The following is a 26,496-nucleotide window of genomic DNA, read 5'->3' on the forward strand; positions in this document are numbered from 1 at the left end:
GTTCCCCACAAAGGCTGCACCGGTTATCCGGTGCAGCCTTTGTTGTTTTATCCGGCTTCGCGAGAAGGACCTTGATATGACCATTCTGCCAATCACCATCTGGGGCGAACCGGTGCTCCACCGGCGGGCTTCCGAGGTGGAGGTTTTCGACGACGAACTCCGCACCCTGATCGCGGACATGTTCGAAACCAACGACGCCGCCAATGGTGTGGGACTCGCGGCGCCGCAAGTTGGAGTGGGCAAACGGATCTTCGTCTACAAGTACGCCAACGAGGATGGCGTCCCTCCCTCCGGCGTGGTGGTCAACCCGGTGCTGACGCTGTCCAAAGTCTCCGGAGCGCTGCCGGATCCGGATGAGGAAGAGGAAGGCTGCTTGTCCTTCCCCGACGGCGCCTATCCGCTGAAACGTGCCGAGTGGGCCCGTGTGCAGGGTTTCGACGGCGAAGGTAATCCCGTGGACTTTGAAGCCACAGGCTGGTTCGCGCGGGTAATCCAGCACGAATACGACCACCTTGACGGCAAGCTGTACGTCAACCGGCTGATCGACAAGTATGCGCGGAAGGCCATGAAGCAGGCCAAGCGCAACGGCTGGGGCGTGCCGGGCCTGACCTGGATGCCCGGCGTCGATCCCGACCCGTTCGGACACTGATGCGTTCCGAAGCCACAGACAGTCGGCCACTGGATCCCGGGCCCCTGGACAGCGACGCCATTGCCCGGCGGTTGGAGCTGCTTGGTATCGATGAGGCTGACAAGGCAAGCTGCGCTGCGCTGCTGTCCCGTGCTGCCTCATCCGGAGTTCGTCAGGCCATGGAACAGCTGGAACGCCGGTTAGGGTCTTTTGCCGTAAAACCTGCGGAGGACGGCGGACTCTCCGAAGAGACCTGGATCGAGGCCATCCTGCGCTTCGCGCCCCGCGTGGTCCGGTGGCATGGGCAACAAGGCATTTCCGCGGAGGACTCAGCCCTGATCCTTGCCGATATCGGACGGCAAATGGCCATCCACCGCCGGGTCCATGGCAGCTTCGGCCTGGAAACCTGGTCCTGGCTGACCCTGCAGCTGACGGGCAGCATGTTCCAGCTGGGCCGGCTTCAATACCATCTGGTGCCCAACCAAGGCCATGGCGGCTGGGTTTTGGACATCCATATCCCGGAACTGACCGGACGGGAGGCCGGACTGACACCGGGCGCAGTGGATGCCAGCCTGGCCCTTGCCCGGACTTTCTTCGCTGCCCATTTTCCGGACAAGCCGGTCAGCGCGGCGACGTGCTCGTCGTGGATGCTTGATCCCTACCTCAGCCGGGTGCTCCCCCACGGCAATATTGCCGCGTTTGCCCGGCGCTTCGTCGTGGGGCATTGCACTGATGCTCCCGAAGATGCGGTCTACTTCACCTTCCGGAAGCGCGGTCTGCAGGACCTTGACCGTCTTCCACGGGAAACGTCGCTCCAGCGGGCGGTCCTGGAAAGAATTGACGACGGCGGCACCTGGCAATTGGGCCATGGCCACCTGCAACTGCCGGACATCGGAAGCCTCCAGGACGCCTAGTCGGCCCGGATGGTTCGTTGGTCCGGGCAGGAATCCAGGACGCGTTTCATCGCGTCCTTCTCGGCCTGGGTTATCCACAGACGGTAGGCCACTTTGACCGAAACCTGCCGGGCGACGTAGTGGCAGCGGATGGATTTGTTCTTGGGCAGCCAGGTGGCGGTATCGCCCGCCCCCTTCTGTTGATTAGCGTCGCCGTCCGCTGCGATCAGGTTCAGGGGGTCGTTGGCCAGGCTTTGGCGCTGCGCAGGCGTCAGCCCCTGGGCTCCCTTTTGCCAGGCATCCGCCAGCGCCACCACGTGGTCGATCTGGACTTCCCGGCTGGTTTGGGCTCCACGCTGGAAGACCACCACTTTGCCGGTATACGGTTCGGCCAGGGTTCCGGCCGCCACGGCACATTGAGAGTTTTTGGAGAATTCGATCCCGCTGAGGTCGCGCCGGAGGATGTCGTTGCGTGTGTCGCATCCGTTGCGGTCAACGTCGGACCAGGCCTGGCCGAACTGCTCGCGGGAGTACTGGTCCTTCGGCGCCCGTCCTTTGACTTCCAGAAAGTCCAGGGCCTCCGCGGCCCTGACGTCCGGGACAACGTGGACAGCAATGACGGGCTTCATCCACTCGGCATCGTAGACCCGGACTTCACTGGGCCCGGCGACGGAGGGTTCGGCCAGGGCGAACTGTCCTTCGGCAAAGAACCAGCCGGTGCCAAGAATCACCCCTGTGCCCGCAACAGCGAGCACCAGCCACGCCTGGCGGGATCGCCTCCGGGTACGCCGGTAGGCCTGCCAGTTGAGGCTCATGTCGGCAGGCCTGTCAGTGGTAAGGCGGTGGCCTCCGCGGGTTGGTTCGTTACAGGGGTTAAATCATGCACCCACAGAGCTTAGGGCACACCGCAGACGGTCTCGCCAATATCCACAATGTGGAGGAGCAGAGGACGCCAGATTTCCCTACTGTTCCCGCATGACCCTGCGCAAATCCTCCTCAGCCAGCTTGAACAGGTCTTCAAGCTGGCTGACCCGCTCGGCTGTAACGTCACCGGCAGCATGGCCTGCCTTGGCGTTGCTCAGCAGCTTTGTTGCCTGTTTGAGGTTTGCCTTTGCCACGTCCAGGGCGTGTTCCAGGGCGGTGTCGTGCTCCACGGCTGATTCAGTGTCCATGCCACCAGTGTGAGCCCGAATCCCGGCTGATTCCAGAGGAGCAGCCGGGATTCTCTGATACTTCTGCTGCCGTGCTACGCGGTGGCGATTGCCTCGAGCGCCGCAGCCGGTTCCTTAGCAGGGAACGAGGGCGGGTTCACGCCCGCCATCTCTTCCATCACCCGGACAACCTGGCAGCTGTAGCCAAATTCATTGTCGTACCAGACGTAAAGAATAACGTTCTTGCCGTTGGAAATCGTCGCCAGACCATCGACGATGCCGGCACGGCGTGAACCAACGAAATCAGTGGACACAACCTCGGGGGAATCGATGTAGTCGATCTGCTTGCGCAGATCCGAATGCAGGGACATCTGGCGCAGGTAGTCGTTCACTTCATCCTTGGTGGTGCCGTTTTCCAGGCTCAGGTTAAGGATGGCCAGCGAAACGTCCGGCGTGGGAACGCGGATGGAGCTGCCGGAAAGCTTGCCCTGGAGTTCGGGGAGCGCCTTCGCGACGGCGGTGGCCGCACCGGTCTCGGTGATGACCATGTTCAACGCGGCCGAACGCCCGCGGCGGTCGCCCTTGTGGAAGTTGTCGATCAGGTTCTGGTCGTTGGTGAAAGAGTGCACCGTTTCCACGTGGCCATGGATTACACCAAATTTGTCGTTGATCGCTTTCAGCACCGGTGTGATGGCGTTCGTGGTGCAGGACGCTGCGGACACGATCTGGTCCGTGTCTTCGATGCTGCCGTGGTTGATGCCGTGCACGATGTTCTTCAGGGCGCCCTTGCCGGGCGCAGTCAGCAGGACCCGGGCCACGCCCTTGCTCTGCAGGTGCTGGGACAGACCCTCGGCATCACGCCACCGGCCGGTGTTGTCCACCACCAGGGCATCCCTGATCCCGTAGACGGTGTAGTCAATGGTGGCCGGGTTGTCCGAGTAGATGACCTGGACCTGTACACCGTTGGCAGTGATGGTGTTGGCTTCCTCGTCAATGCGGATGGTGCCTTCGAAGGAACCGTGCACCGAGTCGCGGCGCAGCAGGCTGGCGCGCTTGGAGAGGTCCTTGTCGGAGCCCCGGCGGACCACGATGGCGCGGAGGCGCAGGCCGTGGCCGCCACCGGCCTTTTCGATCAGGAGGCGGGCCAGCAGGCGGCCGATGCGGCCAAAGCCGTAGAGTACGACGTCGGTGCTGGTGCGGTCGTCTGCGCCGCGCTTACCCACAACGTCGGCCAGTTCGGCGCGAAGGAACTCTTCCAGGGTGGCGCCGTTGCCCTCGGCCTTGAACTTCTGGTTCAGGCGGGCGATGTCGATGGCTGCCGCACCCAGGTCCAGTCCGGCGAGGGTGTCCAGCAGCGGGGCGGTCTCCTCCAGGCGCAGTTCGTCCTTGCTCATCCGGCGGGCGAAACGGTGTGCCTTGAGGATGTTCATGGTGGACTTGTTAATCAAGCTTCGTCCGTGAATGCTGGTGACCACGTTGTTTTCGCGGTACAACCGGCCAATCACGGGAATCATGGCCTCGGCAAGAGCCTCCCGGCCCATCCACGTATCAAGACAAGAGTCTGAAGTCTGGCTCACTCAACTACCTTCCTCGGTTCAACCGCCCACGTCCCTGTGTGCGGAAGTCCGCCGCCGGAGGTTATCCGATGGCGCAGCTCCGGGGCTTCGGTCCAGCCCTGGTATCTGGATCAGCGCAAAGAAAAACCGCCGGCTGTGAACGCATATCCGGCGGAGGAACTTCTACGTCCGGTACCCATTCTAGAGTCCGGGGCATGCGCTCAACGCCCTCAAGGCCGTGAAGTCACTCACATGACCGGGCGCATTACGTGTGTATGGAAGGTGGATGGGTTGACCGATACGCCGGGTTCTGTCCTCCCCTGCCGTTGCCGTCAGGGGGTGGCGGCCATCCATCTACGAACGCCGTTGCCGACGTCCTCCAGCGGCCTACCCGGGCACTCGGGCGAGCAGCCCTCAATCATGCCCTGTCTGGCCTTGCTCCGGGTGGGGTTTACCTAGCCTCCCCGGTCACCCGGGGAGCTGGTGGTCTCTTACACCACCGTTTCACCCTTACCTGCCTCCCCGTCAAGGACGGGACAGCAGGCGGTCTGTTCTCTGTGGCACTGTCCTGCGGGTTACCCCGAGTGGGCGTTACCCACCACCCTGCTCTATGGAGCCCGGACGTTCCTCGAGCCACTTGCGTGACGCGCGGCCGCCTGGTCAACCCATCCGTCCACCAGTCTACCGGGCAGGCCCGGCAGTTCCTTCCCGGTAGGATCTACGGGTGCTGATTCTCCTCCCCCCGTCCGAAGGCAAAACCCCGGCAGTCAAAGGCACAGCCGTGGACTGGTCCGAGTTGAGTTTCCCTGAACTTAACAATTCCAGGGCACAGGTGCTGGAAACGCTCGGGACGGTCAGTGCGCACCAGGATGCCCTCGCGCTACTGGGCGTCGGCGCATCACTCAGTGGCGACGTCGAACGTAATACCCGGCTTCACGCCGAACCTGCCGCACCCGCGCACAGCATTTATTCGGGCGTGCTGTACGACGCCCTGGGTTACCGGACCCTTACCTCCACCCAACGGCGCAAAGCCGACCGCGACGTCTTGATTGTGTCAGCGCTGTGGGGTGCCATCCGTTTTGGCGACAGCGTGCCCGCCTACCGGCTGTCCATGGGGACCGCGCTGCCCGGCGTTGGGCGGCTCGCCTCATTCTGGAAGCCGCAGCTTGCGGCGGCACTGGCCGAACACACCGAGGGACATCTCCTGGTGGACTGCCGCTCCAGCACTTATGCCGCTGCCTGGGCCCCGCCTGCAGGGCGGACTGTGGCCGTGAACGTCTTCACCGAGGTTAATGGCGTCCGGAAAGTGGTGAGCCACTTCGCCAAGCACACCCGGGGCGAGCTGGCCCGGCATCTGCTGAGCCGGCGCGGCAAACCGGCCGCAACGCCGTCGGAACTACTGAAGGCCACCCGGGAGAAATGGGCAGCGGAGCTGGTTGCCGGTTCGGCAGGGAAGGCCCATGCGCTGAACATCATCCTCCCCACCGGGTCTTAGCGGGGTCAGGCCCACTCAGATGAGCGCACCAGGATGCAGCCTGAGTCGGGGCAGAAGACGATGGCGTCCTCTGCAGCGGACTTGATCTCCGCGAGGTCGCCCGGGCTCAGCTGCATCCCGGAGCCCTCGGACTTGCCGTGGAACAGGCGTGCCGCGCCTACCCCGCGCTTGGCCAGCGTCTTCTCGTAAATGGCCAGCATTCCGGCATCCAGTCCTGCGGCAAATTCGGCGCGCTGGCCGCGGACCACGGTAGCTTCTGCTTCAACCTCGGCCAATGCCTCGTCCAGTTCGGCCCGGATTCCCGCGAAGGAGCCCTGAATGCCGTCAACGATCTCCTGTTGCTGGGCCTGTGTGGCACGCAGTGTGTCCAGGCGCTCCAAGACCTCCAGCTCAACGTCTTCGAGGTCCGAGCGGCGCTTGTTCAGGGAGACAATGTCCTTCTGCAGGGCGACGAGGTCCTTCGAGAGTCCCGTGCCGCTGTTCAGCCGTGCTTCGTCGCGCTCAATGCGTGAGGCAACCTGTTCGACGTCGGCCTCCGCCTTCTTGAGCTCGGCCTCGGCATCGTGGACGGCCACCTTCGCCGCTCCGAGCTGGCCGTTGGCCACGGACAGCGCCGCCTGCAAGTCGATGATGCGCGGATCTGATTCCAGGACGCGGCGGCGGCTGGCAAGCGAAGTCAATTTGGCATCCAACGCCTGCAATTCAAGCAACTTCAACTGTTCCGCCGGTGCTGCCTTGGCCACTATTTACCTCCATAAGTTTACGCCGGCACCCGCCGGCGCGCCTCGCGGCGCTGTATAGACTCTAGCGCCTGGCCTGCTCCCCCGGTTCGCTTCGCTCACCCGGGGCCCTCGAACACCAGGCTTAGCCCGGAGTGAGTATGAAGTCCCAAGGGTCACTGTTGGTTCCGCTCACCTGGATCTCGACATCGTGGCCCTGGTCGGAGAGCACGTTGCCCAGTGCCGCGGCAGCGGCCGGAAGCCACAGCCATTCGCTGGCAAAGTGTGAGACGTCGATCAGGTAGGGCCGGCCGTCGACGGCGGATTCCCGGGCTTCCGAAGCTGGATGGTGCCGAAGATCAGCGGTCACGTAGACATCCGCCCCGCTGGCCCGTACCTCCTCGAACAGGGAATCCCCCGCGCCACCGCAGACAGCCACGCGACGCACCACCCCGGATCGGTCACCTGCCACCCGGACTCCCCCGGCAACGGAAGGCAGGATGCCGAAGACACGCGCGGCAAAGTCGCCCAGCGTTACTGCTTCGGACAACTCGCCCACCCGGCCTATACCTTCCTCCGGCAATCCCTGGGCGGATGGAGTGAGGGGGTGTGCGTCCTGGATCCCCAATGCATCGGCCAGGACATCGGAAACACCTCCGATGGCGGAATCACCATTGGTGTGAACGGTCAGCAGCGCTGTTCCGGACTCGATCAGGCGATGCACGGCCTCGCCCTTGGCGGTGGTGGCCGCAACGGAGGTGACCCCGCGGAGCAGCAAAGGATGGTGGGTGAGCAGCAGTTCCGCACCCCATTCGACGGCTTCCTCGATGACTTCCAGCGTGGGATCAACGGCCAACATGATCCGGTTGACCTTCCGTGCCGGACGGCCGGCAACCAGGCCCACTTCATCCCAGCTCTCGGCCAGGGACTCCGGCCAGAGCTCCTCAACGGCGAGGAGCACTTCAGCGAGCGTAGGCGCCTCGGACGAGGTCCCGCCGTCGCCTCCCCCACCGTCATTGCCGGCGACCTCGGCGCCATCGGGAGAGTCAGGTTCTACAGCTTCCATCCCACCGTTTTACCCTATGCGCACGGCCCGCCGCGAACCTTGCGGCGACTTTGAACCGTGCGCGATCGCCTAGGCTGGAAGCCAGCGGGAATTCTCCGGCGCCGTCAAGCATTGAAGAGGGCATGAAAACTTTTGTTCTTGGCGGAGGCTGCTTCTGGTGCCTCGATGCGGTCTACCAGCGAACCCGCGGCGTGAAGTCGGTGGTGTCCGGCTACACCGGTGGCCATGACCCGAATCCTGATTACTACTCCGTGTGCGACGGAACGACCGGCCACGCTGAGGTTGTCGCCGTCACCTTCGACGAATCGGTGATCCCGGAGGAAGTGATCCTGGACATGTTCTTCGCCCTCCACGATCCCACCACGCTCAACCGGCAGGGCTACGACGTTGGCACCCAGTACCGTTCGGTGATGTTCTATGAGACCACCGAACAGAAGATCCTCTTTGAGGAAGCCATCGAACGCAACCAGTCGCTGTGGCGTGATCCGATTGTCACTGAGTTGGTCAGGCTGCCGCGCTTCCATGTGGCTGAGGAAATCCACCAGAACTACTACGCCAAGTATCCGGAACAGGGATACTGCCAGGTCATCATCAACCCCAAGCTGGCGAAGGCAAGGAAATATTACTCTGCATGGCTTAATGCTTAGCAACGCCGTCACGTGGCTGGTTAGGCTGACCCCAGTATTCACTCCTTAGAGATAGGCGTTTGCACATGGCACGGATCTACGACGATGTAACGCAGCTGATCGGCGGTACCCCGCTGGTCCGCCTCAACCGGATCGCTGAAGGCCTTGACGCCACAGTGGCCGTCAAACTGGAGTTCTACAACCCTGCCAACAGCGTTAAGGACCGCATCGGCGTAGCCATCATTGATGCCGCGGAGAAGTCCGGCGCACTTAAGCCGGGTGGAACCATCGTGGAAGGCACCTCGGGCAACACGGGCATCGCCCTGGCCATGGTGGGCGCGGCCCGCGGTTACAAGGTCATCCTGACCATGCCGGAGACCATGTCCACCGAGCGCCGCGTTATGCTCCGCGCCTACGGTGCTGAGATCGTCCTGACCCCCGGTTCCGAGGGCATGCGCGGTGCTGTGGAGAAGGCCCAGGAGATCGTCGCCAACACGGAGAACTCCGTCTGGGCCCAGCAGTTCGCCAACGAGGCCAACCCGGCCATCCACCGGGCCACCACGGCCGAGGAAATCTGGGCTGACACCGACGGCGAGGTGGACATCTTCGTCTCCGGCGTAGGCACCGGCGGTACCATCACCGGCGTCGGCCAGTTCCTGAAGGAGCGCAAGCCCGGCGTGCAGATTGTGGCCGTGGAGCCCAAGGACTCCCCCATCCTCAACGGTGGCAGCCCCGGACCCCACAAGATCCAGGGCATTGGCGCCAACTTTATCCCGGAACTTTTGGACACCAATGTCTACGACGAAGTTCTGGATGCCACCCTCGAAGACTCCGTCGCGGTTGCCCGCGAACTGGGCGTCAAGGAAGGCATCCTGGGCGGTATTTCCTCCGGAGCAATCGTCTGGGGCGCCCTGGAGTTGGCCAAGCGGCCGGAAAACGCCGGCAAGCTGATTGTTGCAGTTGTCTGTGACTTCGGTGAGCGTTACATCTCCACAGTCCTTTACGACGACATCCGCGGCTAACCAGCCCGCAAGGTCCCCTCCGGCAGAAAGAACCCCTTGGGCTTTTTTGCACGACTAAAAGAAGACCTTGAAGCCGCCCGGTCACATGACCCGGCGGCTCGAGGTTCTTTCGAGAACATTTTTGCGTACTCCGGCTTGCATGCCATCTGGATCCACCGGCTGACGCATCTGCTCTGGCAGAATCCTGCCCTTCGTTTCCCGGCACGGCTGATATCGCAGTTTGGCCGGTTCCTGACCGGCATCGAGATCCATCCCGGCGCCACGATCGGGCGCCGGTTCTTCATCGACCACGGCATGGGTGTAGTGATCGGTGAAACAGCTGAAATCGGCGAGGACGTCATGATGTACCACGGCGTCACGCTCGGTGGACGCTCACTGGCGAGGGTCAAGCGGCATCCCACCATCGGAGACCGCGTCACCATTGGAGCCGGGGCGAAAATCCTGGGGCCTATTACCATCGGCAGCGACAGCGCCGTAGGCGCCAACGCCGTGGTTGTGAAAGACGCTCCGCCGGCGTCCATCCTGACTGGCGTTCCTGCCACCTGGCGGCACCGCGATGCCCGCAGCGAGACCAAGCCTGCGGTGGATCCGGCAGAGTACTACGTCATCTAGGCATCAGAGAATCCCTGCAACATTAAAGAATCCCTGTAAACAGAAGTGGCCGGCAGCCCCAAGGGTTGCCGGCCATTTCTATTTTCACCGGCTTGGTGCCGGCAGAGGTGGAATCAGTGTGTGTCCACAGCTTCGATCTCGGACTTGTCCTCGCCCCACAGGGTGTGGAACGTGCCCTCGACGTCGACCCGGCCGTAGGTGTGGGCGCCGAAAAGGTCGCGCTGGCCCTGGATTACGGCAGCGGGCAGTCGCTTACGGCGCAGGCCGTCGTAGTAAGCCAGTGAGGACGAGAAGACCGGAACCGGGATGCCCAGCTGGACGGCGGTGGAGACCACGCGGCGCCAGGCGGGCAGGACCTCGGCGATCGCCTTGGTGAACGCCGGGGCGAACAGCAGGTTGGCCGGCTTGTCCTCGGCAGCGTAGGCCTTGGTGATTTCCTTGAGCAGCTCGGCGCGGATGATGCAGCCGCCGCGCCACAGCGAGGCGATTTCATCCAGCTTGAGGTCCCAGCCGTATTCCTTGGCAGCGGAAGTCAGCATGTCCAGGCCCTGGGCGTAGGAGACCAGCTTGGAGGCGTACAGCGCCTGCCGGACGTCTTCGACGAAGGTGTCCGGGATTTCGACGGGGATTTCTTCGCCGGCCAGCAGTTCCTGCGCCAGCTTGCGCTGCTCCGTCTGTGAGGACAGTGCGCGGGCGAACACGGATTCGGCAATGCCTGACGTCGGCGAGCCGAGTTCCAGCGCGGAGATAACGGTCCAGCGGCCTGTGCCCTTCTGGCCGGCAGCATCGACGACGACGTCTACGAACGGCTTTCCGGAGCGGGCGTCGACGTGACCGAGGACTTCGGCGGAGATTTCGATCAGGAAGGAGGCCAGATCGCCCTTGTTCCACTCGGCGAAAATCTTGGACTGCTCTGCAGGTTCGATCCCGGCACCGGAACGCAGCAGGTCGAAGGCTTCACCAATGACCTGCATATCGGCGTATTCGATGCCGTTGTGCACCATCTTGACGAAGTGGCCGGCGCCGTCAGTGCCGATCCAGGCGCAGCAGGGCTGGCCGTCGACGTGGGCCGCAATCTTCTCCAGCAGCGGGCCCAGGGCGTCGTAGGACTCCTTGGAGCCGCCCGGCATGATGGAGGGCCCGTTAAGGGCGCCTTCTTCGCCACCGGAAACACCGATGCCCACGAAGTGCAGGTCCTTCTTGGCCAGCGCGGCTTCCCGGCGGCGGGTGTCCTCGTAGTGGGAGTTGCCGGCGTCGATGATGATGTCGCCCGCTTCCAGGAGGGGCTCAAGCTGTTCGATAACGGAGTCAACCGGCTTGCCGGCCTTGACCATGATCAGGACGCGGCGGGGCTTCTCCAGGGAGTCCACCAGTTCCTGGAGGGTTTCGGTGCGGATGAAGTCGCCTTCAGTTCCGTACTTTTCCAGCAGGACGTCGGTCTTTTCGACCGAGCGGTTGTGCAAGGCAACGGTAAAGCCGTTCCGAGCCAGGTTGCGGGCCAGGTTGGCGCCCATTACCGCGAGGCCGGTGACACCGATGTGTGCAGACATCAAAACTCCAATTCAGGTCTGTGAGGCGGGTACGTGGTGTGAATACGTGGTGTGCTCGTAATAAAGCATATATATTCAGTGGACCCCGGAAAACCGCTGCCCATCTTTTGGAATGCTGGCTGTCCTCCCAGTCTAGGATGCGGACCAATAACGGGGCCTGCCGCGCATTAGGCTTGTCTCATGTCAACCAGCCTGCACCACCGTGCCATTGAGAACCTGGGCACCCGCATCATCAATGGGGAACTGTCCGCCGGCCACGTGATGCTGGCAGAACAGCTCGAAGAGGAACTGCAGGTTTCCCGGTCTGTCATCAGGGAGGCCGTCCGGGTGTTGCAGTCCCTGGGCCTGGTGGAGACCATCAAGCGCGTCGGCATCCGGGTGCTTCCGGTCAGCAGCTGGAACCCTTTTGACCAGCAGGTCATCCGCTGGCGGCTCGCCAGTGAAGGCCGCGGCGCACAGTTGCGCTCATTGGCCGAGTTGCGTTCCGCCGTCGAACCAGCCGCCGCGGAACTGGCCGCTCTCAACGCACCGGCTGCCCTCCGAAGTGAGCTGGTGGACGTCGCCCACGCAATGCGCGACGCCGGCCACGCCGGTGACGTGCCCCGGTTCCTGGAGCTGGATATCGCCTTCCACTCACTACTGCTCTCCGGTTCGGGGAACGAAATGTTCGCCAACCTGATGGGCCAGGTGGCGGAGACTCTGACCGGCCGCACCATGCATGGCCTCATGCCGGACCATCCGCACGAGGCCGCCCTGCAGTGGCATGTGGACCTGGCCGAGGCCGTCAGCGCCGCAGACGCTGCTGCGGCCCGGGACGCCTCGGCCAGGATCATGGGCCGCACCATGTCCCGGATGTCCGACACCTGGGTTGATCAGCCCAGAATCTTCATTCCCGTGCGGCCCAGCGGCCGGTGAACTACTGGTTCCGTGGGGATGAGAACTTAGCCATCGATTGGATTTTTTGTTTGCGGATTGTTCACTGTATATTCATTTCAAGCCTTCCACCGCGGCATCCCCCAATAGTCGCGGTGGAAGGCCCTCCACTTTAACCGGGCGTCCCTGTCCCCCGGTCAGGCAGCGGCTGCCGGCATTGCCCGCACCTGCCAGCCGCCGCCCTGACCGTCCCGAACCAGTTCCATGGTGACCAACTCGGAACCGCTGGTCCGGCCCAGCCGCGCCTGCACTTGAAGGATTTCAATATCAACCCGGCCGGCTCCCCGCGGCATTCGCCGCTCGGACTCCCACCAGTTGACCCGCTCGTACCACCGGACCGGCTCGGCGCCGACAAGCCATTCATTCCCGTCTCGCACGACCGCCAGAGGTGAACCGTCAGGGGAAGTTTTGAGTACCACGTGTTCCATGCCGCCACGGTAAGGGAAGGCACTGACAATGCCTTGGACACTCGTGATGCTGCAGCATGCGTCGCCTGCACGAAGGAAAGTGCTTATGCAGTCATTGCTTTCGGTCTCAGCAGGTAGTGGATGCAGGGCCGCCCTGAATCCTTGAAGACCCCCCGCCCGGTCGCCTGCCAGCCCGCGGTCTCGTAGATCCTGCGCGCCGCCAGGTTCTCCTCAAGGACGCCGAGCGTAATTTCAGTGAATCCCTGCGCCATGAGGGTGTCGGTGATATTGGCGAGCAGGGAGCGCCCCAGCCCCTGGGATTGGCAAGCAGGATCCACCGCGAGCAAAGCCAGGTGCGCTCTGCCGGCTATTTCCTGCGGCGTCTTCTCAACGGCCGCTACGAATCCGATGGTCCTGGTTCCCTTCTCCGCGATGGAAAGTATGCTTCCCGGTACCGTGAGCTTGGCAAGTGCTCTCCGTTTCATCTCAGGATCGCTAGGTGTGCCGTCACGGAGCGATACCGCCCGCATCCAAAGCTCGGCGCACTGCAGGAAGTCTGCGTCTTTTCCCGCCCGTAAGGACCACGACGGCACATGATCGCCTTCATCCGGCTTCTCCATTGATTCCGCCTCCCGCCGTTGAACGTACCCGCGCTCCCGCCGGCAACGAGGACAACCCGGGAGCAGCCCAAGGACCAGGCGAAGAAACGAAACAGCCCCCGACACGCTTTTACGCGCTCGGGGGCTGTTTTCTGTGGTGGGTCCTACCGGGATCGAACCGATGACATCCACGGTGTAAACGTGGCGCTCTACCAGCTGAGCTAAAGACCCAATCTGCCGGTCTGAACGGCTTGCCGCGTCAACCAACGAACAGCAACTCTACCCGACATCCCGGAGCAAAAGCCAATCGACGCAGCTCAAGGCGCCGGCAATTCCCGTGCAAGCCAGGCCAGGGACTCGGACACGCCCGCTGCAAGCGTCATGGTGGCCAGGGCATCACCCCGGGTGGCACCCCTGTTGATGATCACGACGGGCTTGCCGTGTTTGGCCGCATGCCTGACAAAGCGGAGTCCGCTCATCACTGTCAAAGACGATCCCGCCACCAGCAGAGCACCGCCCTCATCGACCATCGCGTAACACTGTTCCACACGGTCTTTCGGCACGTTCTCGCCGAAAAAGACGAAGTCGGGCTTGAGCGTTCCACCACAGGCAGGACACATCGCAACGACAAAGCTACTGATCAGCGATTCGTCTTCCACGGTGGCGTCGGCATCCGGTGCGGCCTCGACAAGCCCTGCATCCAGGGCTGCCTGCAGGAAGTCCGGATTCAGCTCTTCAAGGACCTCGGCAAGCATCTGACGCGAGTACCTGCGCTGGCAAGCAAGGCAAACCACCTGGTCGAAGCGGCCATGCAGGTCCACCACATTGACGCTGCCTGCGTCCTCATGGAGGCGGTCCACATTCTGGGTGATGAGCCCGGTCAGGAGCCCGCGTTCCTCCATCGTGGCCACAGCCCGGTGTCCTTCGTTGGGATCTGCATGGCGCAAGTGGGACCAGCCAATGTGGTTCCTGGCCCAATACCGCTGCCGGTTAGCCGGATCGCCTACGAACTGCTGGTACGTCATAGGCGAGCGCGGCGCTGAGTCAGGGCCCCGGTAATCAGGGATGCCGGAATCCGTACTAAGCCCGGCACCCGTCAGGAGAGTAAAGCGCTTGCCAGCCAGCAGGTGGCGGATCGCGATCAGGCCCGGCAGCACAGCAGCATCAACAGAGGCGGGCGCCTTCGCCGGCAGACGGGCAAAACCCGTCAGTCCGGTTCCTGCTCCCGGCGCCGCCATGAGGTCAGCCCCGCGCCGATCCGACGGACACCGGGGCGGATTGGCCCGCCGCCGCCGTCGCTAATCTTTCCAGCGCCCGCCGGTACTCCTCCGGATCCCGCGCACGGCCCCGGGGATTGAGCACGACATGACGGATGATGCCGCCTGCATCAATGATGAACGTGCCCCGTCCCGCCATCCCGCTGACCGGATCAAAGACACCGTAAAGGGATGCCACCCCGCCGTGCGGCCAAAAGTCGGCCAGGAGGTCGAAGTCGTAGCCTTCCTTGTCCGCGTAGGCCCGGAGGGTGAACTTGCTGTCTACTGAAATGGCGAGCACAGTGGCATTCGCCGCTGTGAAATCCGGGAGGTTGTCCCGGATCTCACGCAGTTCACCCGTGCAGATGCCTGAGAAGGCAAAGGGATAAAACACAATGACGACGTTCTGTCCCCGCAACGACGAAAGCCTGATGGGCTCACCGTGCTGGTTGGAAAGCTCAAAGTCCGGGGCAACAGACCCGGCCTGCGGTACGGAAGAGTCCGCAGTGCTCACTTGTTCTTCCTGGTCACCAACCGCGTCGCGCTCCAGTCCTTGGAGACGCCAACAGAAGAGGTGAGGTGCAGACCTGCGGTAGGTGCTGCGTCCTGGATGTCCGACGGCGAGACGTAACCCTCACGCCCCTGCTTCGGGGTGAGGACCCAGACGATGCCGCCTTCGGTCAGCGTGGTCAACGAATCAACGAGGTTGTCCACGAGGTCGCCGTCGCCATCCCGCCACCAGAAGATGACTGCGTCAACAACTTCATGGTCATCTTCGTCGAGCAGCTCTGAACCTGTGAGGTCCTCGATGTCGTCACGCAAGTCGAAATCGACGTCGTCGTCGTAGCCGAACTCCTGAATCAGATCCCCATTTTTGAAACCCAATTTTTCCGCCACATTTACCGAAGTGGCGGCGTCGGCCTCGCTCACGTGTTCCTCCAATGCCTTGTTTGTTCCCGTTGCGGGTTCCTGCTGTACATCTTGCGGTGTATCTGACGGTATTTCTAAGTGCGTGTCTTGCTGCAGAGTGATATCCATTACCACAAGCCAACACCCTTTGAGCCAGGTCTTCAAGCTGCCCGCACTGCGATCCGCTACATTCTGCGTCACAGCGGGGCGCCTTCCGCTCCCGTCAACGGCTTTCCGTCATACATAAGAGTATGACCAACAATTACCTGCCGGCACCGTTCCCCGGCTACGCATCGCGGTTGCGTCAGAGCTAGAGTGGGCTGAGGCAGCAATTCCTGCGGGGCAACCGCCCAGTCGTGAGCTTTCGCTATGACATGCAGGAGTAGCTGTCCAAGGACCCTGCCCGGCACACATGACCGGGCTGTTGTAACCGATACGTCGCACACGTCGCGTTTTCGCTTGGCAGCCACCCTGCCCGGCCTAAGTGCGCCGATGACTGCGCGCAAAGAGAGGTTGGACGTGGCTGCAGGAGAAGATACCTCCCATATCCTCAGCGGGTTGACTAACCAGCTGCCCGATCGTGATCCGGAAGAGACCGCCGAATGGGTCGAGTCCCTGGATTCACTGATCAGGGAACAGGGCACAGAACGTGCCCAGTACATCATGCGCAGCCTGTTGCAGCGCGCCGGAGCCCAAAGCGTGGGCGTACCCATGGTGACCACCACGGACTACGTGAACACCATTCCGGTTGACCAGGAAGCACCGTTCCCCGGCAACGAGGACTACGAACGCCGCTACCGCGCGTACATGCGCTGGAATGCAGCAGTCATGGTCCACCGTGCCCAGCGGGCCAACATCGGCGTTGGTGGCCACATCTCTACCTACGCCGGCGCTGCAACCTTGTATGAGGTCGGCTTCAACCACTTCTTCCGCGGCAAGGACCACCCGGGCGGCGGAGACCAGGTGTTCTTCCAGGGCCACGCCTCCCCGGGCATGTATGCCCGGGCATTCATGGAAGGGCGCCTCACCGAAGAGGACCTTGACGGGTTCCGCCAGGAGAAGTCCCGCGAGGGACATGCCCTGTCTTCGTACCCGCACCCGCGCCTGATGCCGGAGTTCTGGGAGTTCCCCACGGTTTCCATGGGCATCGGTCCCATGAATGCGATCTACCAGGCACAGTCCAACCGCTACCTTCACAACCGCGGGCTCAAGGACACCTCGGACCAGCAGGTCTGGGCGTTTCTGGGCGATGGCGAAATGGACGAGCCCGAGTCGCGTGGCCTGCTCCAGCTGGCCGCGAATGAGAACCTGGACAACCTGAACTTCGTCATCAACTGCAACCTCCAGCGCCTCGACGGCCCGGTTCGCGGTAACGGCAAGATCATGCAGGAACTCGAAGCGTTCTTCCGCGGCGCAGGCTGGAACGTCATCAAGGTGGTCTGGGGCCGCGAATGGGATGAACTTCTCACCAAGGACACCAATGGCGCCCTGGTGAAGATCATGAACGAAACCCCCGACGGCGATTACCAGACTTTCAAGGCCGAGTCCGGCGGGTTCGTCCGGGAGCACTTCTTTGGCAAGTCCCCCGAAACCAAGGACATGGTTTCGGACCTCACGGACGACCAGATCTGGAACCTTAAGCGTGGTGGCCACGACTACCGCAAGGTCTACGCGGCGTACAAGGCAGCCACCGAATTCAAGGGCAAGCCCACCGTCATTCTGGCCAAGACCGTCAAGGGCTATGGCCTCGGGCCGCACTTCGAGGGACGCAACGCGACCCACCAGATGAAGAAGCTCACCCTCGATGACCTGAAGAAGTTCCGGGACCACCTCCGGATTCCGATCACCGACGAGCAGCTGGAAAATGACCTCTACCAGCCGCCGTACTACCACCCGGGCCAGGATGCCCCGGAAATCAAGTACATGATGGAACGCCGCGCTGCGCTGGGTGGCTTTGTCCCTGAGCGCCGGTCCAAGCACGATTCCATCAGCCTTCCGGAGGCCAAGTCCTACGAGGTTGCCAAGCGTGGCTCGGGCAAGCAGCAGGCTGCCACCACCATGGCTTTCGTCAGGCTCCTCAAGGACCTGATGCGGGACAAGAATTTCGGCCAGCACATCGCGCCGATCATTCCGGATGAGGCCCGCACCTTCGGTATGGATGCGTTCTTCCCGACTGCGAAGATCTACAACCCGAAGGGCCAGAACTACCTGTCCGTGGACCGCGACCTGGTTCTTGCCTACAAGGAGTCGGCCCAGGGCCAGTTGATCCACCCCGGCATCAACGAGGCCGGCGCTGTGGCAGCCTTCACCGCCGCCGGCACCGCCTACGCCACCCACGGTGTGCCGCTGGTTCCGATCTACGTGTTCTACTCCATGTTCGGATTCCAGCGGACCGGCGATGCCTTCTGGGCAGCCGGCGACCAGATGGCCCGAGGGTTCATCATCGGTGCCACGGCCGGCCGCACCACCCTCACCGGTGAAGGCCTCCAGCACGCGGACGGCCACTCGCCGCTGCTGGCGTCAACCAACCCGGCAGTAGTCACCTACGACCCCGCGTATGGCTACGAAATGGGCCACATTGTTCGCGACGGCCTGGAGCGGATGTACGGCGAAGACAGCACGGACAAGAACCTGATGTACTACATCACGGTGTACAACGAGCCGATTGTCCAGCCAGCCGAGCCTGAGGAACTGGATGTCGAGGGCGTCCTGAAGGGCATCTACCTGCTGGCACCTGCCAAGATCGACGGCCCCCGCACCCAGCTCCTGGCGTCCGGCGTCTCTGTTCCGTGGGCCATCGAGGCACAACGGATCCTCGCCGAGGACTGGGGCGTCTCCGCAGATGTCTGGTCCGTGACGTCATGGAACGAACTCCGCCGCGACGGCCTCGCCGCCGAGGAGGAAGCCTTCCTGAACCCGGGCCAGCCTGCCCGTGTACCGTTTGTTGCCCAGCAGCTGGCCGGAGCCACCGGCCCTGTTGTTGCGGTGTCCGACTACATGAAGGCCGTGCCGGATCAGATCCGCCAATTCGTCCCGAATGAATTCGCCACCCTGGGCGCCGACGGATTCGGCTTCTCAGACACCCGCGCCGCTGCACGCCGGTTCTTCAAGAACGACACCCACTCGATTGTGGTCCGTGCCCTGGAGATGCTGGCCCGCCGTGGCGAGGTTGACACCCAGGCCCCGGCCCAGGCCATCGAGAAGTACCGCCTGCACGACGTCAATGCCGGTACCACCGGAGGCGCGGGCGGCGAGTCCTAGTCCCGGACGCACTCGTTAGGGCACGACGGCGGGGTCCCCACCACCGGGTGGGGACCCCGCCGTCGGCATTTCCCGTTGTGACGGAAGGCAAACGCAGTTGTAGCCTTTGCACAAATGGAGCTTCGAAGCTCCGCACCGTATGCTCAATGAATGCCAGAGCAAACCGTTCCTTCCACAAAACCCACAACGGGTTCCCGTGGCCTGACCCCGGAGAAGAAGGAAACCCTTAAGAAGCTGCGGAGCAATGTCGGCCTGCTGTCCACCACCACCATGCGGAAGCTGGAGACGTCCCTCCCCTGGTACAGCCGGCTCAGTTCGGATGAACGCTCCGCGCTTGGCCTGGTGGCCCAGAACGGTATCGCCGCCTTCGTGACGTGGTACGAAAGGCCCAGCTCGCCGTCCTGGATCCTCTCCGATGTCTTCGGGACGGCCCCCACAGAGCTGACGCGCTCCATCAGCCTCCAGAAAGCACTGCAACTCATCCGGATCGTCGTTGAAGTAGTGGAGGACCAGGTGCCGGTCATCGCACCGGAGGCTGATCAGCCGTCGCTCCGGGAAGCCGTACTGAGGTACTCACGTGAAGTTGCCTTCGCAGCCGCGGACGTTTACGCCCGCGCTGCCGAATCGCGCGGTTCCTGGGACACGCGGCTGGAAGCCCTGATTGTCGACGCCATCCTGCGCGGAGAGAACACGGACGCCCTGCGCTCCCGGATTGCCGCGCTGGGCTGGAAGGCCCAGGAACGGTTTACCGTGATGGTGGGCAACTCCCCCTCCGAGCCCAGCGCCAGCTATGTCAGCGAACTGCGCCGGACCGCCGGCCGTTATGCAGAAGACGCGCTGGTGGGAATCCAGGGAGACCGCCTCATCCTGATCCTGGGCGGTGTGCACGACCGGGACACCGCCTTCGTGAAACTGAGCGAAATGTTTGCCCCCGGCCCCGTCGTCTATGGACCGGAAGCTGGCACCCTGCTGGATGCCAGCGCGTCGGCGCAGTCGGCATTCGCCGGCCTCACCGCAGCGAAGGCCTGGCCTTCAGCACCACGTCCGGTAGCGGCCGACGATCTGCTTCCCGAACGCGTTATCTCCGGCGACGACGCCGCGCGCCGCTCACTGATCAAGAACATCTACCGGCCGTTGCTCGCGGCTTCGAACGGATTGGTCGAGACACTGGGTACCTACCTGGAACTGGGCCATTCTTTGGAAGCAACAGCACGTGAACTATTCGTCCATGCCAACACGGTCCGTTACCGCCTGAAGCGTGTTTGTGACGTTACGGGCTGGGATCCGCTCCTGCCGCGGGAGGCGTTTGTCCTGCAGGCAGCGCTGGTTGTTGGACGGCTCGCGGCTCCGCCGAGGGCCCCTGCCGAACGGCAGCCCACGCGGAACCAGAACTAATCCGTTGTAGACTTCCTACAAACCGACCCGGCGAGCTTGGTGCATGCAAACACCGTTTATCTTGCCAATATTTGGAAAGCTGGATACGTGCTTGCAATCGTCTGCCCTGGACAGGGCTCACAAACCCCCGGCTTCCTGGCCCCCTGGCTGGAGCTGCCCTCGGTAGCAGGCCAGCTGGCCTCCCTCAGCGAGATCGCAGGCATCGACCTGGCTGCTCATGGCACCACCTCTGACGAGGAGACCATCAAGGACACCGCGGTCGCCCAGCCGCTTATTGTTGCCGCGGGCCTGATCGCAGCCAAGCAGCTGTTCGACGTCGAACTTGGCACCCTCCCGGTCATCCTCGCAGGCCATTCAGTCGGCGAGATCACCGCATCTGCCCTGGCCGGCGTACTCACCGAAGACGAGGCCATGACGTTCGTCCGCGAACGCGCCAACAGCATGGCCGCCGCGGCAGCCGTCACGCCCACCGGAATGAGTGCGGTTGTTGGCGGTGACCCTGCTGAGGTGCTTGCCGCGATTGAAGCATCCGGCGCCACGCCCGCCAACGTCAACGGTGCGGGCCAGACCGTCGCCGCCGGAACGTTCGATCAGCTCAAAGCCCTCGCGGAAAACCCGCCGGCCAGGGCCCGGGTTATTCCACTCAAGGTCGCCGGCGCTTTCCACACCAGCCATATGTCCCCGGCAGTCAGCGCGCTGGAAGCCCTAAAGCCCAGGCTGTCACCGCAGGCACCGGCTGTCCCCCTGCTTTCAAACTACGACGGCGGCGAAGTAACCGACGGAGGTGCCGCCGTCGACAGCCTGATTGCCCAGGTATCGCGGCCGGTCCGTTGGGATCTTTGCATGGAAACCATGGTCCGGCGCGGTGTGACCGGCCTGATCGAGCTGTCCCCGGCAGGGACACTTGCCGGCCTCGCCAAGCGCGGCATGCCCGGCGTCAAGACCGTCGCCGTCAAAACTCCCGACGATCTCTCTGCCGCCCTGGCACTCTTTGCAGAATTGGAGGGAAACGCATGAGCGTTCCCACATTGAACCAGTCCCCCGTCAACCAGCACTCCCGCATCGTCGGTCTGGGAGCGTACCGCCCGGATGTCATCGTCACCAACGAAGACGTCTGCCAGTGGATTGATTCTTCGGATGAATGGATCCGGCAACGCACCGGCATCGTGACCCGTCACCGCGCAGCCGCCGACGTCAGCGTCATCGATATGGCCGAAGGCGCCGCCCGCGACGCCATGGCGCAGGCCGGCATTGACGGATCGGAGGTAGGTGCCGTCATCGTCGCCACCGTCACGCACCCCTACGCGACTCCCTCCGCAGCTGCAGCCCTGGCCGACCGCATCGGCGCCACGCCGGCACCGGCCTTCGACATCTCCGCTGCATGTGCCGGCTACTGCTACGGAATTGCCCAGGGTGACGCTCTGGTGCGCTCCGGTGCCGCCAAGTATGTACTGGTGGTTGGCGCGGAAAAGCTCACCGATGTCATCGACAACCGGGAACGGACCATCTCCTTCCTCCTGGGCGACGGTGCCGGAGCCGTGGTGATCGGCCCGTCCGAAACACCCGGCATCGCGCCGTCCGTGTGGGGTTCGGACGGCAGCAAATGGGATGCAATCGGCATGACGCGATCCATGCTGGATGTCCGGGACCTCGGCCTGGCCGCCCGCCAGTCCGATTCCACCGGTGACCTCGCCCTGTTGGAAGAGGCACAGGAGCTGTACCCCACACTGCGGCAGGATGGTCAGACTGTGTTCCGCTGGGCGGTGTGGGAGATGGCCAAGGTAGCGCAGCAGGCCCTGGACGCTGCAGGTATCAAAGCCGAAGACCTCGTAGCCTTCATCCCGCACCAGGCGAACATGCGCATCATCGATGAGATGGTCAAAAAGCTGCAGCTGCCTGAGCACGTTGCGGTTGGACGCGATATCGCTGATGCCGGCAACACGTCAGCAGCTTCCATTCCGCTGGCCACCCACAGGCTCCTCCAGGAGAACCCCTCGCTTAGCGGCGGGCTTGCGCTTCAGATTGGCTTTGGCGCCGGTCTGGTCTTTGGCGCTCAAGTAGTCGTCCTTCCGTAACATCCGCACACCAAACCGCGACCGCGGGTTGATCCATTTCCGGCGCTGCCGGCAATAACAAGAAAAGGAGCCTTACATGGCTAGCAACGAAGAAATCCTGGCCGGCCTGGCTGAAATCGTCAACGAGGAGACGGGCCTCTCCCCCGAGGCAGTCGAGCTGGACAAGTCCTTCACCGAGGACCTGGACATCGACTCCATCTCGATGATGACGATCGTAGTCAACGCCGAAGAGAAGTTCGGCGTTCGCATCCCGGACGAAGAGGTCAAGAACCTCAAGACCGTTGGCGACGCCGTGAGCTTCATCTCCGGCGCTCAGGCCTAGCAGCACCCGGCCCCAGGGCCACACGGCCGGCCGGCGGAGCAAAGCTTCCTGGCCGGCCGTTGCATCATATGGATATTTCCGCAGATTCGGATTTCCGGACCGCCGCACCGGCAGGATCCACGCCCGGACTGCCCACCGACAGAGAGTGATCCCATGACACGCAAAGTAGTCATAACCGGTCTGGGTGCCACAACGCCCATCGGCGGCGACGTCCCCACCATGTGGGCCAACTCACTGAAGGGGGTCTCCGGCGCACGCACCCTCGAAGACGACTGGGTTGCCAAGTTCGAGCTGCCTGTTCACTTCGCCGCCCGCTGCAGCACCCCGGCCCTGGACGTCCTGGGGCGTGTCGAAGCCAAGCGGATGGACCCGTCCACCCAGTTCGGCGTCATCGCCTCCCGTGAGGCCTGGGCCGATTCAGGCATCACCGAAATTGATCCGGACCGCCTGGCCGTGGCATTCGCCACCGGCATCGGCGGGGTCTGGACCCTGCTGGACGCCTGGGACACCCTGAAGGAAAAGGGCCCGCGCCGTGTCCTCCCCATGACCGTGCCGATGCTGATGCCCAACGGTGTTGCAGCGGCCGTCAGCCTCGACCTCGGCGCCCGCGCCGGCGCCCACACGCCAGTCTCCGCCTGCGCCTCGGGAACCGAAGCACTTCATCTCGGACTCGAAATGATCCGTTCAGGCAAGGCCGACGTCGTGATGTGCGGTGGCGCCGAAGCCGCGATCCACCCGATGCCGCTGGCCGCGTTCTCCTCTATGCAGGCGCTGTCCCGCCGCAACGATGAACCCGAGCGTGCATCACGCCCCTACGACATCGACCGTGACGGCTTTGTCATGGGTGAAGGTGCCGGAGCCCTGGTCCTTGAGGCCGAGGAACACGCCCTGGCCCGCGGCGCCCGGATTTATGGCGAACTCGCCGGTACATCCGTAACCGCTGACGCTTACCACATCACCGCCCCTGACCCGGAGGGCCTGGGCGCCACGCGGGCGTTGAAAGCTGCCATGTTCGACGGCCGCATCCAGCCCGGCGACGTGGTGCACGTCAATGCCCATGCCACCTCCACGCCCGTTGGTGACAAGCCCGAATACACGGCGCTGAAAGCAGCTCTCGGTTCGCAGCTGGACCACGTCGCCGTTTCCGCCACGAAGTCGCAGATGGGTCACTTGCTCGGGGCGTCCGGTGCCGTCGAGGCAGTCCTGACCGTACTTGCCGTGTACGAACGCAAGACACCGGTCACGATCAACCTGGAAAACCAGGATCCGGAGATCCCGCTGGATGTCGTCACCTCCGTGAGAGACCTTCCGGACGGGAACATCGTGGCATTGAGCAACTCCTTCGGCTTCGGCGGACACAACGCCGTCATCGCTGTCCGCAGCGTCTAAGACCGCTGGTTACACTGCCTTTTAGCTTTCTATCCGTCAACAGCTGAGGGGCCCTGCAGTCTGCAGGGCCCCTCAGCTGTTGTGAAGGATGGTGTGGGCGGCCTAGCCGACCTGGTGCAGCCAGCGCACCGGTGCGCCCTCGGCTGCGTGCCGGAACGGCTCCAATTCTTCGTCCCACGCTTCGCCCAGGGCGAGGGAGAGTTCGTGGTAGACGGCCGAAGGGTCGCCGGCACCTGATTCGTAGGCGTAGCGTATGCGGTCTTCAGAGACCATGATGTTGCCATGGACGTCGGTCGTGGCGTGGAAGATCCCCAGCTCAGGGGTGTGAGACCAGCGGCTGCCGTCCACTCCCTGGCTCGGATCCTCCGTGACCTCATAGCGAAGGTGCGCCCAACCCCGGAGGGCAGACGCTATTTGCGAACCGGTACCCTGGGGTCCGGTCCAGGACAGCTCAGCCCTGAACATTCCAGGCGCAGCAGGCTGAGGGGTCCACTCAAGATCGGTGCGCTTATCCACGACCGATCCGATGGCCCACTCAATGTGAGGGCACAAAGCAGTTGGTGCCGAGTGTACGAACAACAAACCGCGGGTCATTACAACAGACATTCCATCCTCCATAGCTAGGTACGTCTTCCCCAACGACCTGTGCTCGGATGGATTGCGAGCGATTTGCCGGTATGTTCCTCCCGGACTATTCGATTTTGACGGCGGCCTTCAGGCCCTGCCCGGCTTTTAAAGTTCAAGCGCAAGCCGAAAGCTGCCCGTACTTGCCTTTCATTGTGCCGCATGACCCGTGATTCCGCCAGCGTGACCACCGGTACATTCCACGTTGCACTCCTGGCGATTCCGGTAAGCGCCACCGCCGTAACCTGGATCAGGCCCGCGGGTGCGCCTGCTGATAGCTCTGGCGAAGACGTTCGACCGAGACGTGTGTGTAGATCTGCGTTGTGGCGAGACTGCTGTGGCCAAGGATTTCCTGCACGGCCCGCAAGTCCGCCCCGCCGTCCAGCAGATGCGTCGCGGCCGAATGGCGCAGCGCGTGCGGTCCCGTTGCCGACGTATCCCCCAGCTGTTCAAGTGCGCCCTGTACCATCGATCGCACCTGTCGCTGGTCCACACGCCCGCCCCGGATTCCGAGGAAAGCCGCAGGACCGCTCGCAGGCTTGGCCAACAGAGGCCGGCCACGCCGGAGCCAGTCATCCACGGCGAGCGCGGCGGGGACGCCGTACGGAACCGTCCGTTCCTTGTTGCCCTTGCCCAGTACCCTGACGGTGCGGCGGTCCGGATCCAGATCGTCAACGTCGATCCCCACCAGTTCCCCCACGCGTAGACCGGTGGCATACAGCAACTCCACCATGGCCTTGTTCCGCAGTGCAATTGGCTCGCCTTCCCGGGCATCGTAGTCAAGGGCGCCCAGCATTCTCTTGACCTGCTGCTGCTGGAGCACGCCCGGCAGGGATTTCTCGCGTTTGGGTGCCTTGAGCCGGAGCGCCGGGTTCTCTTCCACCAGTTCCTCCCTGACGGCCCAGGCGGCAAAAGAACGCACTGTGGCAGCCCTCCGGGCGAGGGTGGCACGTGACATCCCTGATTCGCTCTGCGCCCCAAGCCAGCGGCGCAAGGTGGCCAGCCCTATCCCCGAAACAGCGACTACCCCGTCAGCAGCCGCGTATTCCAGGAGACTGCGGACATCCGCCTCGTAGGCACGGACAGTATGCTGCGAACGGGCACGCTCTGCAGTGAGGTACCGGGAGAATCCCGCGAGCGCCTCCTGCAGCGCGGCCGGCAAAGCCGATGGCCCACGGCGTGAGTCCACGTTCCCTCCCTCAATCTCCCCGTCTATTCAAGCACGGTGAGTTCGTGAAGTACCTTTACCCCGCCGTGGGGACAGCGGCATCAGCGCGGGTGATGGGCCAGCCGATGACGGTTTTGGGCCGCGGGGTGGCGTAAGTGCGGACTTTGGATGTCGACAGGCGCATTCGGACGAGCGACTCCGCGATCGTGACTGCGGCCGCGACACCGTCTACCACGGGAACCCCGGCGCGTTGCCGAATCTGTTCGTCGAGGCCGGCCATGCCACCACAGCCCAACACGATAACCTCTGCCTTGTCCTCACTGACAGCCAGCAGCGCCTGTTCAATGATGGCTTCCACGGCCCGCTCGGGCTCTTCTTCAAGTTCCAATACAGCCATGCCGCTTGCACGCACTGACGCGCAGCGCGCATCCAGGCCTGCCAGCTTCAGTCGGTCCTCGATCAAAGGAACGGCACGGTCAAGCGTGGTCACCACAGAGTACTTATGCCCGAGGAACATTGCGGTGCTGGCCGCGGCCTCCGTGATGTCCACGACGGGCACGTCCAGGAGTTCCTGCAGGCCCTCCCTGCCGTGCTCGCCATAGCCGGCCTGTATGACGGCATCAAACGGTTCCGGGTAGTTGACCACGGCATCCATCACGGCGATCGCAGCCAGATAGCTCTCAAAGTTCCCTTCACATGAGTCGGCGCCGAACCTGGGCGTCACTCCGATGATCTGGGTCCCGGGTGCGGCTATGCTGCGGGCCTGGCCCGCAATCGAATCCGTCATGGACTGGGTGGTGTTGACGTTGGCAACAAGTATGCGCACTGAATATTCCTTAG

At 63.2% G+C, this 26,496-nt stretch carries 27 protein-coding genes, 1 tRNA gene and 1 other RNA gene; 13 read left to right on the forward strand and 16 right to left on the reverse strand.

Translation table 11 applies throughout. The features are described from left to right. Positions 1-76: 76 nt before the first annotated feature. Positions 77-649 (forward strand): peptide deformylase, encoded by a 573-nt coding sequence (gene def, locus ACWA13_RS10530; RefSeq protein ID WP_463933882.1) that lies wholly within the window; start codon positions 77-79, stop codon positions 647-649. After that, on the forward strand, positions 649-1,542 hold the full coding sequence (locus tag ACWA13_RS10535; protein WP_463933884.1) for an acyltransferase domain-containing protein: 894 nt from the start codon (positions 649-651) through the stop codon (positions 1,540-1,542). Before def ends, ACWA13_RS10535 begins: the two co-directional genes overlap by 1 nt. On the opposite strand, the gene ACWA13_RS10540 is transcribed toward ACWA13_RS10535, so the two are convergent. From ACWA13_RS10540 to rnpB, 4 genes are all read right to left on the reverse strand, one after another. Further along, a complete protein-coding gene (locus tag ACWA13_RS10540; protein WP_463933886.1) occupies positions 1,539-2,336 on the reverse strand; it encodes an HNH endonuclease family protein in 798 nt (265 codons plus the stop codon). The genes ACWA13_RS10535 and ACWA13_RS10540 overlap by 4 nt on opposite strands. Before the next feature lie 147 nt (positions 2,337-2,483). Continuing rightward, positions 2,484-2,693 carry a hypothetical protein gene (locus ACWA13_RS10545; protein ID WP_463933888.1) on the reverse strand — a complete coding sequence of 70 codons (210 nt, stop codon included), beginning with the start codon at positions 2,691-2,693 and terminating at the stop codon, positions 2,484-2,486. Positions 2,694-2,767: 74 nt separating this feature from the next. Then, positions 2,768-4,249, reverse strand: a complete 1,482-nt coding sequence (locus ACWA13_RS10550; RefSeq protein WP_463933890.1) for a glyceraldehyde-3-phosphate dehydrogenase — start codon at positions 4,247-4,249, stop codon at positions 2,768-2,770. Positions 4,250-4,511: 262 nt separating this feature from the next. Continuing rightward, positions 4,512-4,896, reverse strand: an RNA gene (gene rnpB, locus ACWA13_RS10555) — RNase P RNA component class A. Between the two features lie 56 nt (positions 4,897-4,952). Between rnpB and ACWA13_RS10560 the strand changes: the two genes are divergently transcribed. Next, the gene (locus ACWA13_RS10560; RefSeq protein ID WP_463933892.1) at positions 4,953-5,723 is read left to right on the forward strand and encodes a YaaA family protein; all 771 of its coding nucleotides are present in this window, start codon (positions 4,953-4,955) and stop codon (positions 5,721-5,723) included. Positions 5,724-5,728: 5 nt separating this feature from the next. Here the strand turns inward: ACWA13_RS10560 and ACWA13_RS10565 are convergent, their stop codons facing one another. Beyond that, a complete protein-coding gene (locus ACWA13_RS10565; RefSeq protein ID WP_463933893.1) occupies positions 5,729-6,466 on the reverse strand; it encodes a zinc ribbon domain-containing protein in 738 nt (245 codons plus the stop codon). 121 nt (positions 6,467-6,587) lie between these two features. Then, positions 6,588-7,508: a Nif3-like dinuclear metal center hexameric protein gene (locus ACWA13_RS10570; protein WP_463933895.1), complete on the reverse strand. Its 921-nt coding sequence runs from the start codon at positions 7,506-7,508 to the stop codon at positions 6,588-6,590. A 122-nt stretch (positions 7,509-7,630) separates the two neighbouring features. Between ACWA13_RS10570 and msrA the strand changes: the two genes are divergently transcribed. The 3 genes from msrA (at position 7,631) to epsC (ending at position 9,768) form a co-directional block, all read left to right on the forward strand. Next, the gene (gene msrA, locus ACWA13_RS10575; protein ID WP_463933897.1) at positions 7,631-8,155 is read left to right on the forward strand and encodes a peptide-methionine (S)-S-oxide reductase MsrA; all 525 of its coding nucleotides are present in this window, start codon (positions 7,631-7,633) and stop codon (positions 8,153-8,155) included. Between the two features lie 65 nt (positions 8,156-8,220). Next, on the forward strand, positions 8,221-9,156 hold the full coding sequence (cysK, locus tag ACWA13_RS10580; RefSeq protein ID WP_463933899.1) for a cysteine synthase A: 936 nt from the start codon (positions 8,221-8,223) through the stop codon (positions 9,154-9,156). Positions 9,157-9,192: 36 nt separating this feature from the next. After that, the gene (epsC, locus tag ACWA13_RS10585) at positions 9,193-9,768 is read left to right on the forward strand and encodes a serine O-acetyltransferase EpsC (protein ID WP_463933901.1); all 576 of its coding nucleotides are present in this window, start codon (positions 9,193-9,195) and stop codon (positions 9,766-9,768) included. Between the two features lie 113 nt (positions 9,769-9,881). Here epsC and gndA read toward each other — a convergent pair whose 3' ends face one another. Further along, complete coding sequence (gndA, locus tag ACWA13_RS10590; protein WP_463933903.1) at positions 9,882-11,318, reverse strand: NADP-dependent phosphogluconate dehydrogenase; 1,437 nt, start codon at positions 11,316-11,318, stop codon at positions 9,882-9,884. 180 nt (positions 11,319-11,498) lie between these two features. On the opposite strand from gndA, the gene ACWA13_RS10595 reads away from it, so the two are divergent. Continuing rightward, positions 11,499-12,233, forward strand: a complete 735-nt coding sequence (locus tag ACWA13_RS10595) for a FadR/GntR family transcriptional regulator (RefSeq protein ID WP_463933905.1) — start codon at positions 11,499-11,501, stop codon at positions 12,231-12,233. A gap of 155 nt (positions 12,234-12,388) precedes the next feature. Here the strand turns inward: ACWA13_RS10595 and ACWA13_RS10600 are convergent, their stop codons facing one another. From ACWA13_RS10600 to ACWA13_RS10625, 6 genes are all read right to left on the reverse strand, one after another. Then, positions 12,389-12,679, reverse strand: a complete 291-nt coding sequence (locus ACWA13_RS10600; RefSeq protein ID WP_463933906.1) for a hypothetical protein — start codon at positions 12,677-12,679, stop codon at positions 12,389-12,391. A gap of 83 nt (positions 12,680-12,762) precedes the next feature. Further along, a complete protein-coding gene (locus ACWA13_RS10605; protein ID WP_463933908.1) occupies positions 12,763-13,278 on the reverse strand; it encodes an N-acetyltransferase family protein in 516 nt (171 codons plus the stop codon). A gap of 134 nt (positions 13,279-13,412) precedes the next feature. Beyond that, positions 13,413-13,488 (reverse strand) — tRNA-Val (locus tag ACWA13_RS10610). 86 nt (positions 13,489-13,574) lie between these two features. Continuing rightward, a complete protein-coding gene (locus ACWA13_RS10615) occupies positions 13,575-14,495 on the reverse strand; it encodes an NAD-dependent protein deacetylase (protein WP_463933910.1) in 921 nt (306 codons plus the stop codon). 4 nt (positions 14,496-14,499) lie between these two features. Then, entirely contained in the window at positions 14,500-15,027 is a 528-nt protein-coding gene (locus ACWA13_RS10620) for a peroxiredoxin (RefSeq protein WP_463933912.1), read from the reverse strand. After that, positions 15,024-15,443, reverse strand: coding sequence for a DUF3052 domain-containing protein (locus ACWA13_RS10625; RefSeq protein WP_463933914.1), 420 nt, complete (start codon positions 15,441-15,443; stop codon positions 15,024-15,026). The genes ACWA13_RS10620 and ACWA13_RS10625 overlap by 4 nt, the downstream gene beginning before the upstream one ends. A 471-nt stretch (positions 15,444-15,914) precedes the next feature. Between ACWA13_RS10625 and aceE the strand changes: the two genes are divergently transcribed. The 6 genes from aceE (at position 15,915) to ACWA13_RS10655 (ending at position 23,864) form a co-directional block, all read left to right on the forward strand. Continuing rightward, positions 15,915-18,683 carry a pyruvate dehydrogenase (acetyl-transferring), homodimeric type gene (aceE, locus tag ACWA13_RS10630; RefSeq protein WP_463933916.1) on the forward strand — a complete coding sequence of 923 codons (2,769 nt, stop codon included), beginning with the start codon at positions 15,915-15,917 and terminating at the stop codon, positions 18,681-18,683. A 150-nt stretch (positions 18,684-18,833) separates the two neighbouring features. Next, positions 18,834-20,078, forward strand: coding sequence for a PucR family transcriptional regulator (locus ACWA13_RS10635; RefSeq protein WP_463933918.1), 1,245 nt, complete (start codon positions 18,834-18,836; stop codon positions 20,076-20,078). A gap of 87 nt (positions 20,079-20,165) precedes the next feature. Then, positions 20,166-21,095, forward strand: coding sequence for an ACP S-malonyltransferase (locus ACWA13_RS10640; protein WP_463933920.1), 930 nt, complete (start codon positions 20,166-20,168; stop codon positions 21,093-21,095). Next, positions 21,092-22,153, forward strand: coding sequence for a beta-ketoacyl-ACP synthase III (locus ACWA13_RS10645; RefSeq protein WP_463933921.1), 1,062 nt, complete (start codon positions 21,092-21,094; stop codon positions 22,151-22,153). Before ACWA13_RS10640 ends, ACWA13_RS10645 begins: the two co-directional genes overlap by 4 nt. Positions 22,154-22,229: 76 nt before the next feature. After that, the gene (locus tag ACWA13_RS10650) at positions 22,230-22,475 is read left to right on the forward strand and encodes an acyl carrier protein (protein WP_330189560.1); all 246 of its coding nucleotides are present in this window, start codon (positions 22,230-22,232) and stop codon (positions 22,473-22,475) included. Positions 22,476-22,628: 153 nt separating this feature from the next. Beyond that, positions 22,629-23,864: a beta-ketoacyl-[acyl-carrier-protein] synthase family protein gene (locus tag ACWA13_RS10655; protein ID WP_463933923.1), complete on the forward strand. Its 1,236-nt coding sequence runs from the start codon at positions 22,629-22,631 to the stop codon at positions 23,862-23,864. A gap of 102 nt (positions 23,865-23,966) precedes the next feature. Here ACWA13_RS10655 and ACWA13_RS10660 read toward each other — a convergent pair whose 3' ends face one another. From ACWA13_RS10660 to ACWA13_RS10670, 3 genes are all read right to left on the reverse strand, one after another. After that, positions 23,967-24,470 (reverse strand): DUF3145 domain-containing protein, encoded by a 504-nt coding sequence (locus ACWA13_RS10660; protein ID WP_463933925.1) that lies wholly within the window; start codon positions 24,468-24,470, stop codon positions 23,967-23,969. Between the two features lie 268 nt (positions 24,471-24,738). After that, on the reverse strand, positions 24,739-25,677 hold the full coding sequence (locus ACWA13_RS10665) for a tyrosine recombinase XerC (RefSeq protein WP_463933926.1): 939 nt from the start codon (positions 25,675-25,677) through the stop codon (positions 24,739-24,741). A gap of 55 nt (positions 25,678-25,732) precedes the next feature. After that, on the reverse strand, positions 25,733-26,482 hold the full coding sequence (locus ACWA13_RS10670) for an aspartate/glutamate racemase family protein (protein ID WP_463933928.1): 750 nt from the start codon (positions 26,480-26,482) through the stop codon (positions 25,733-25,735). Positions 26,483-26,496 lie beyond the last annotated feature (14 nt).

It is taken from the genome of Pseudarthrobacter sp. TRD_SC_9 (assembly GCF_055361265.1).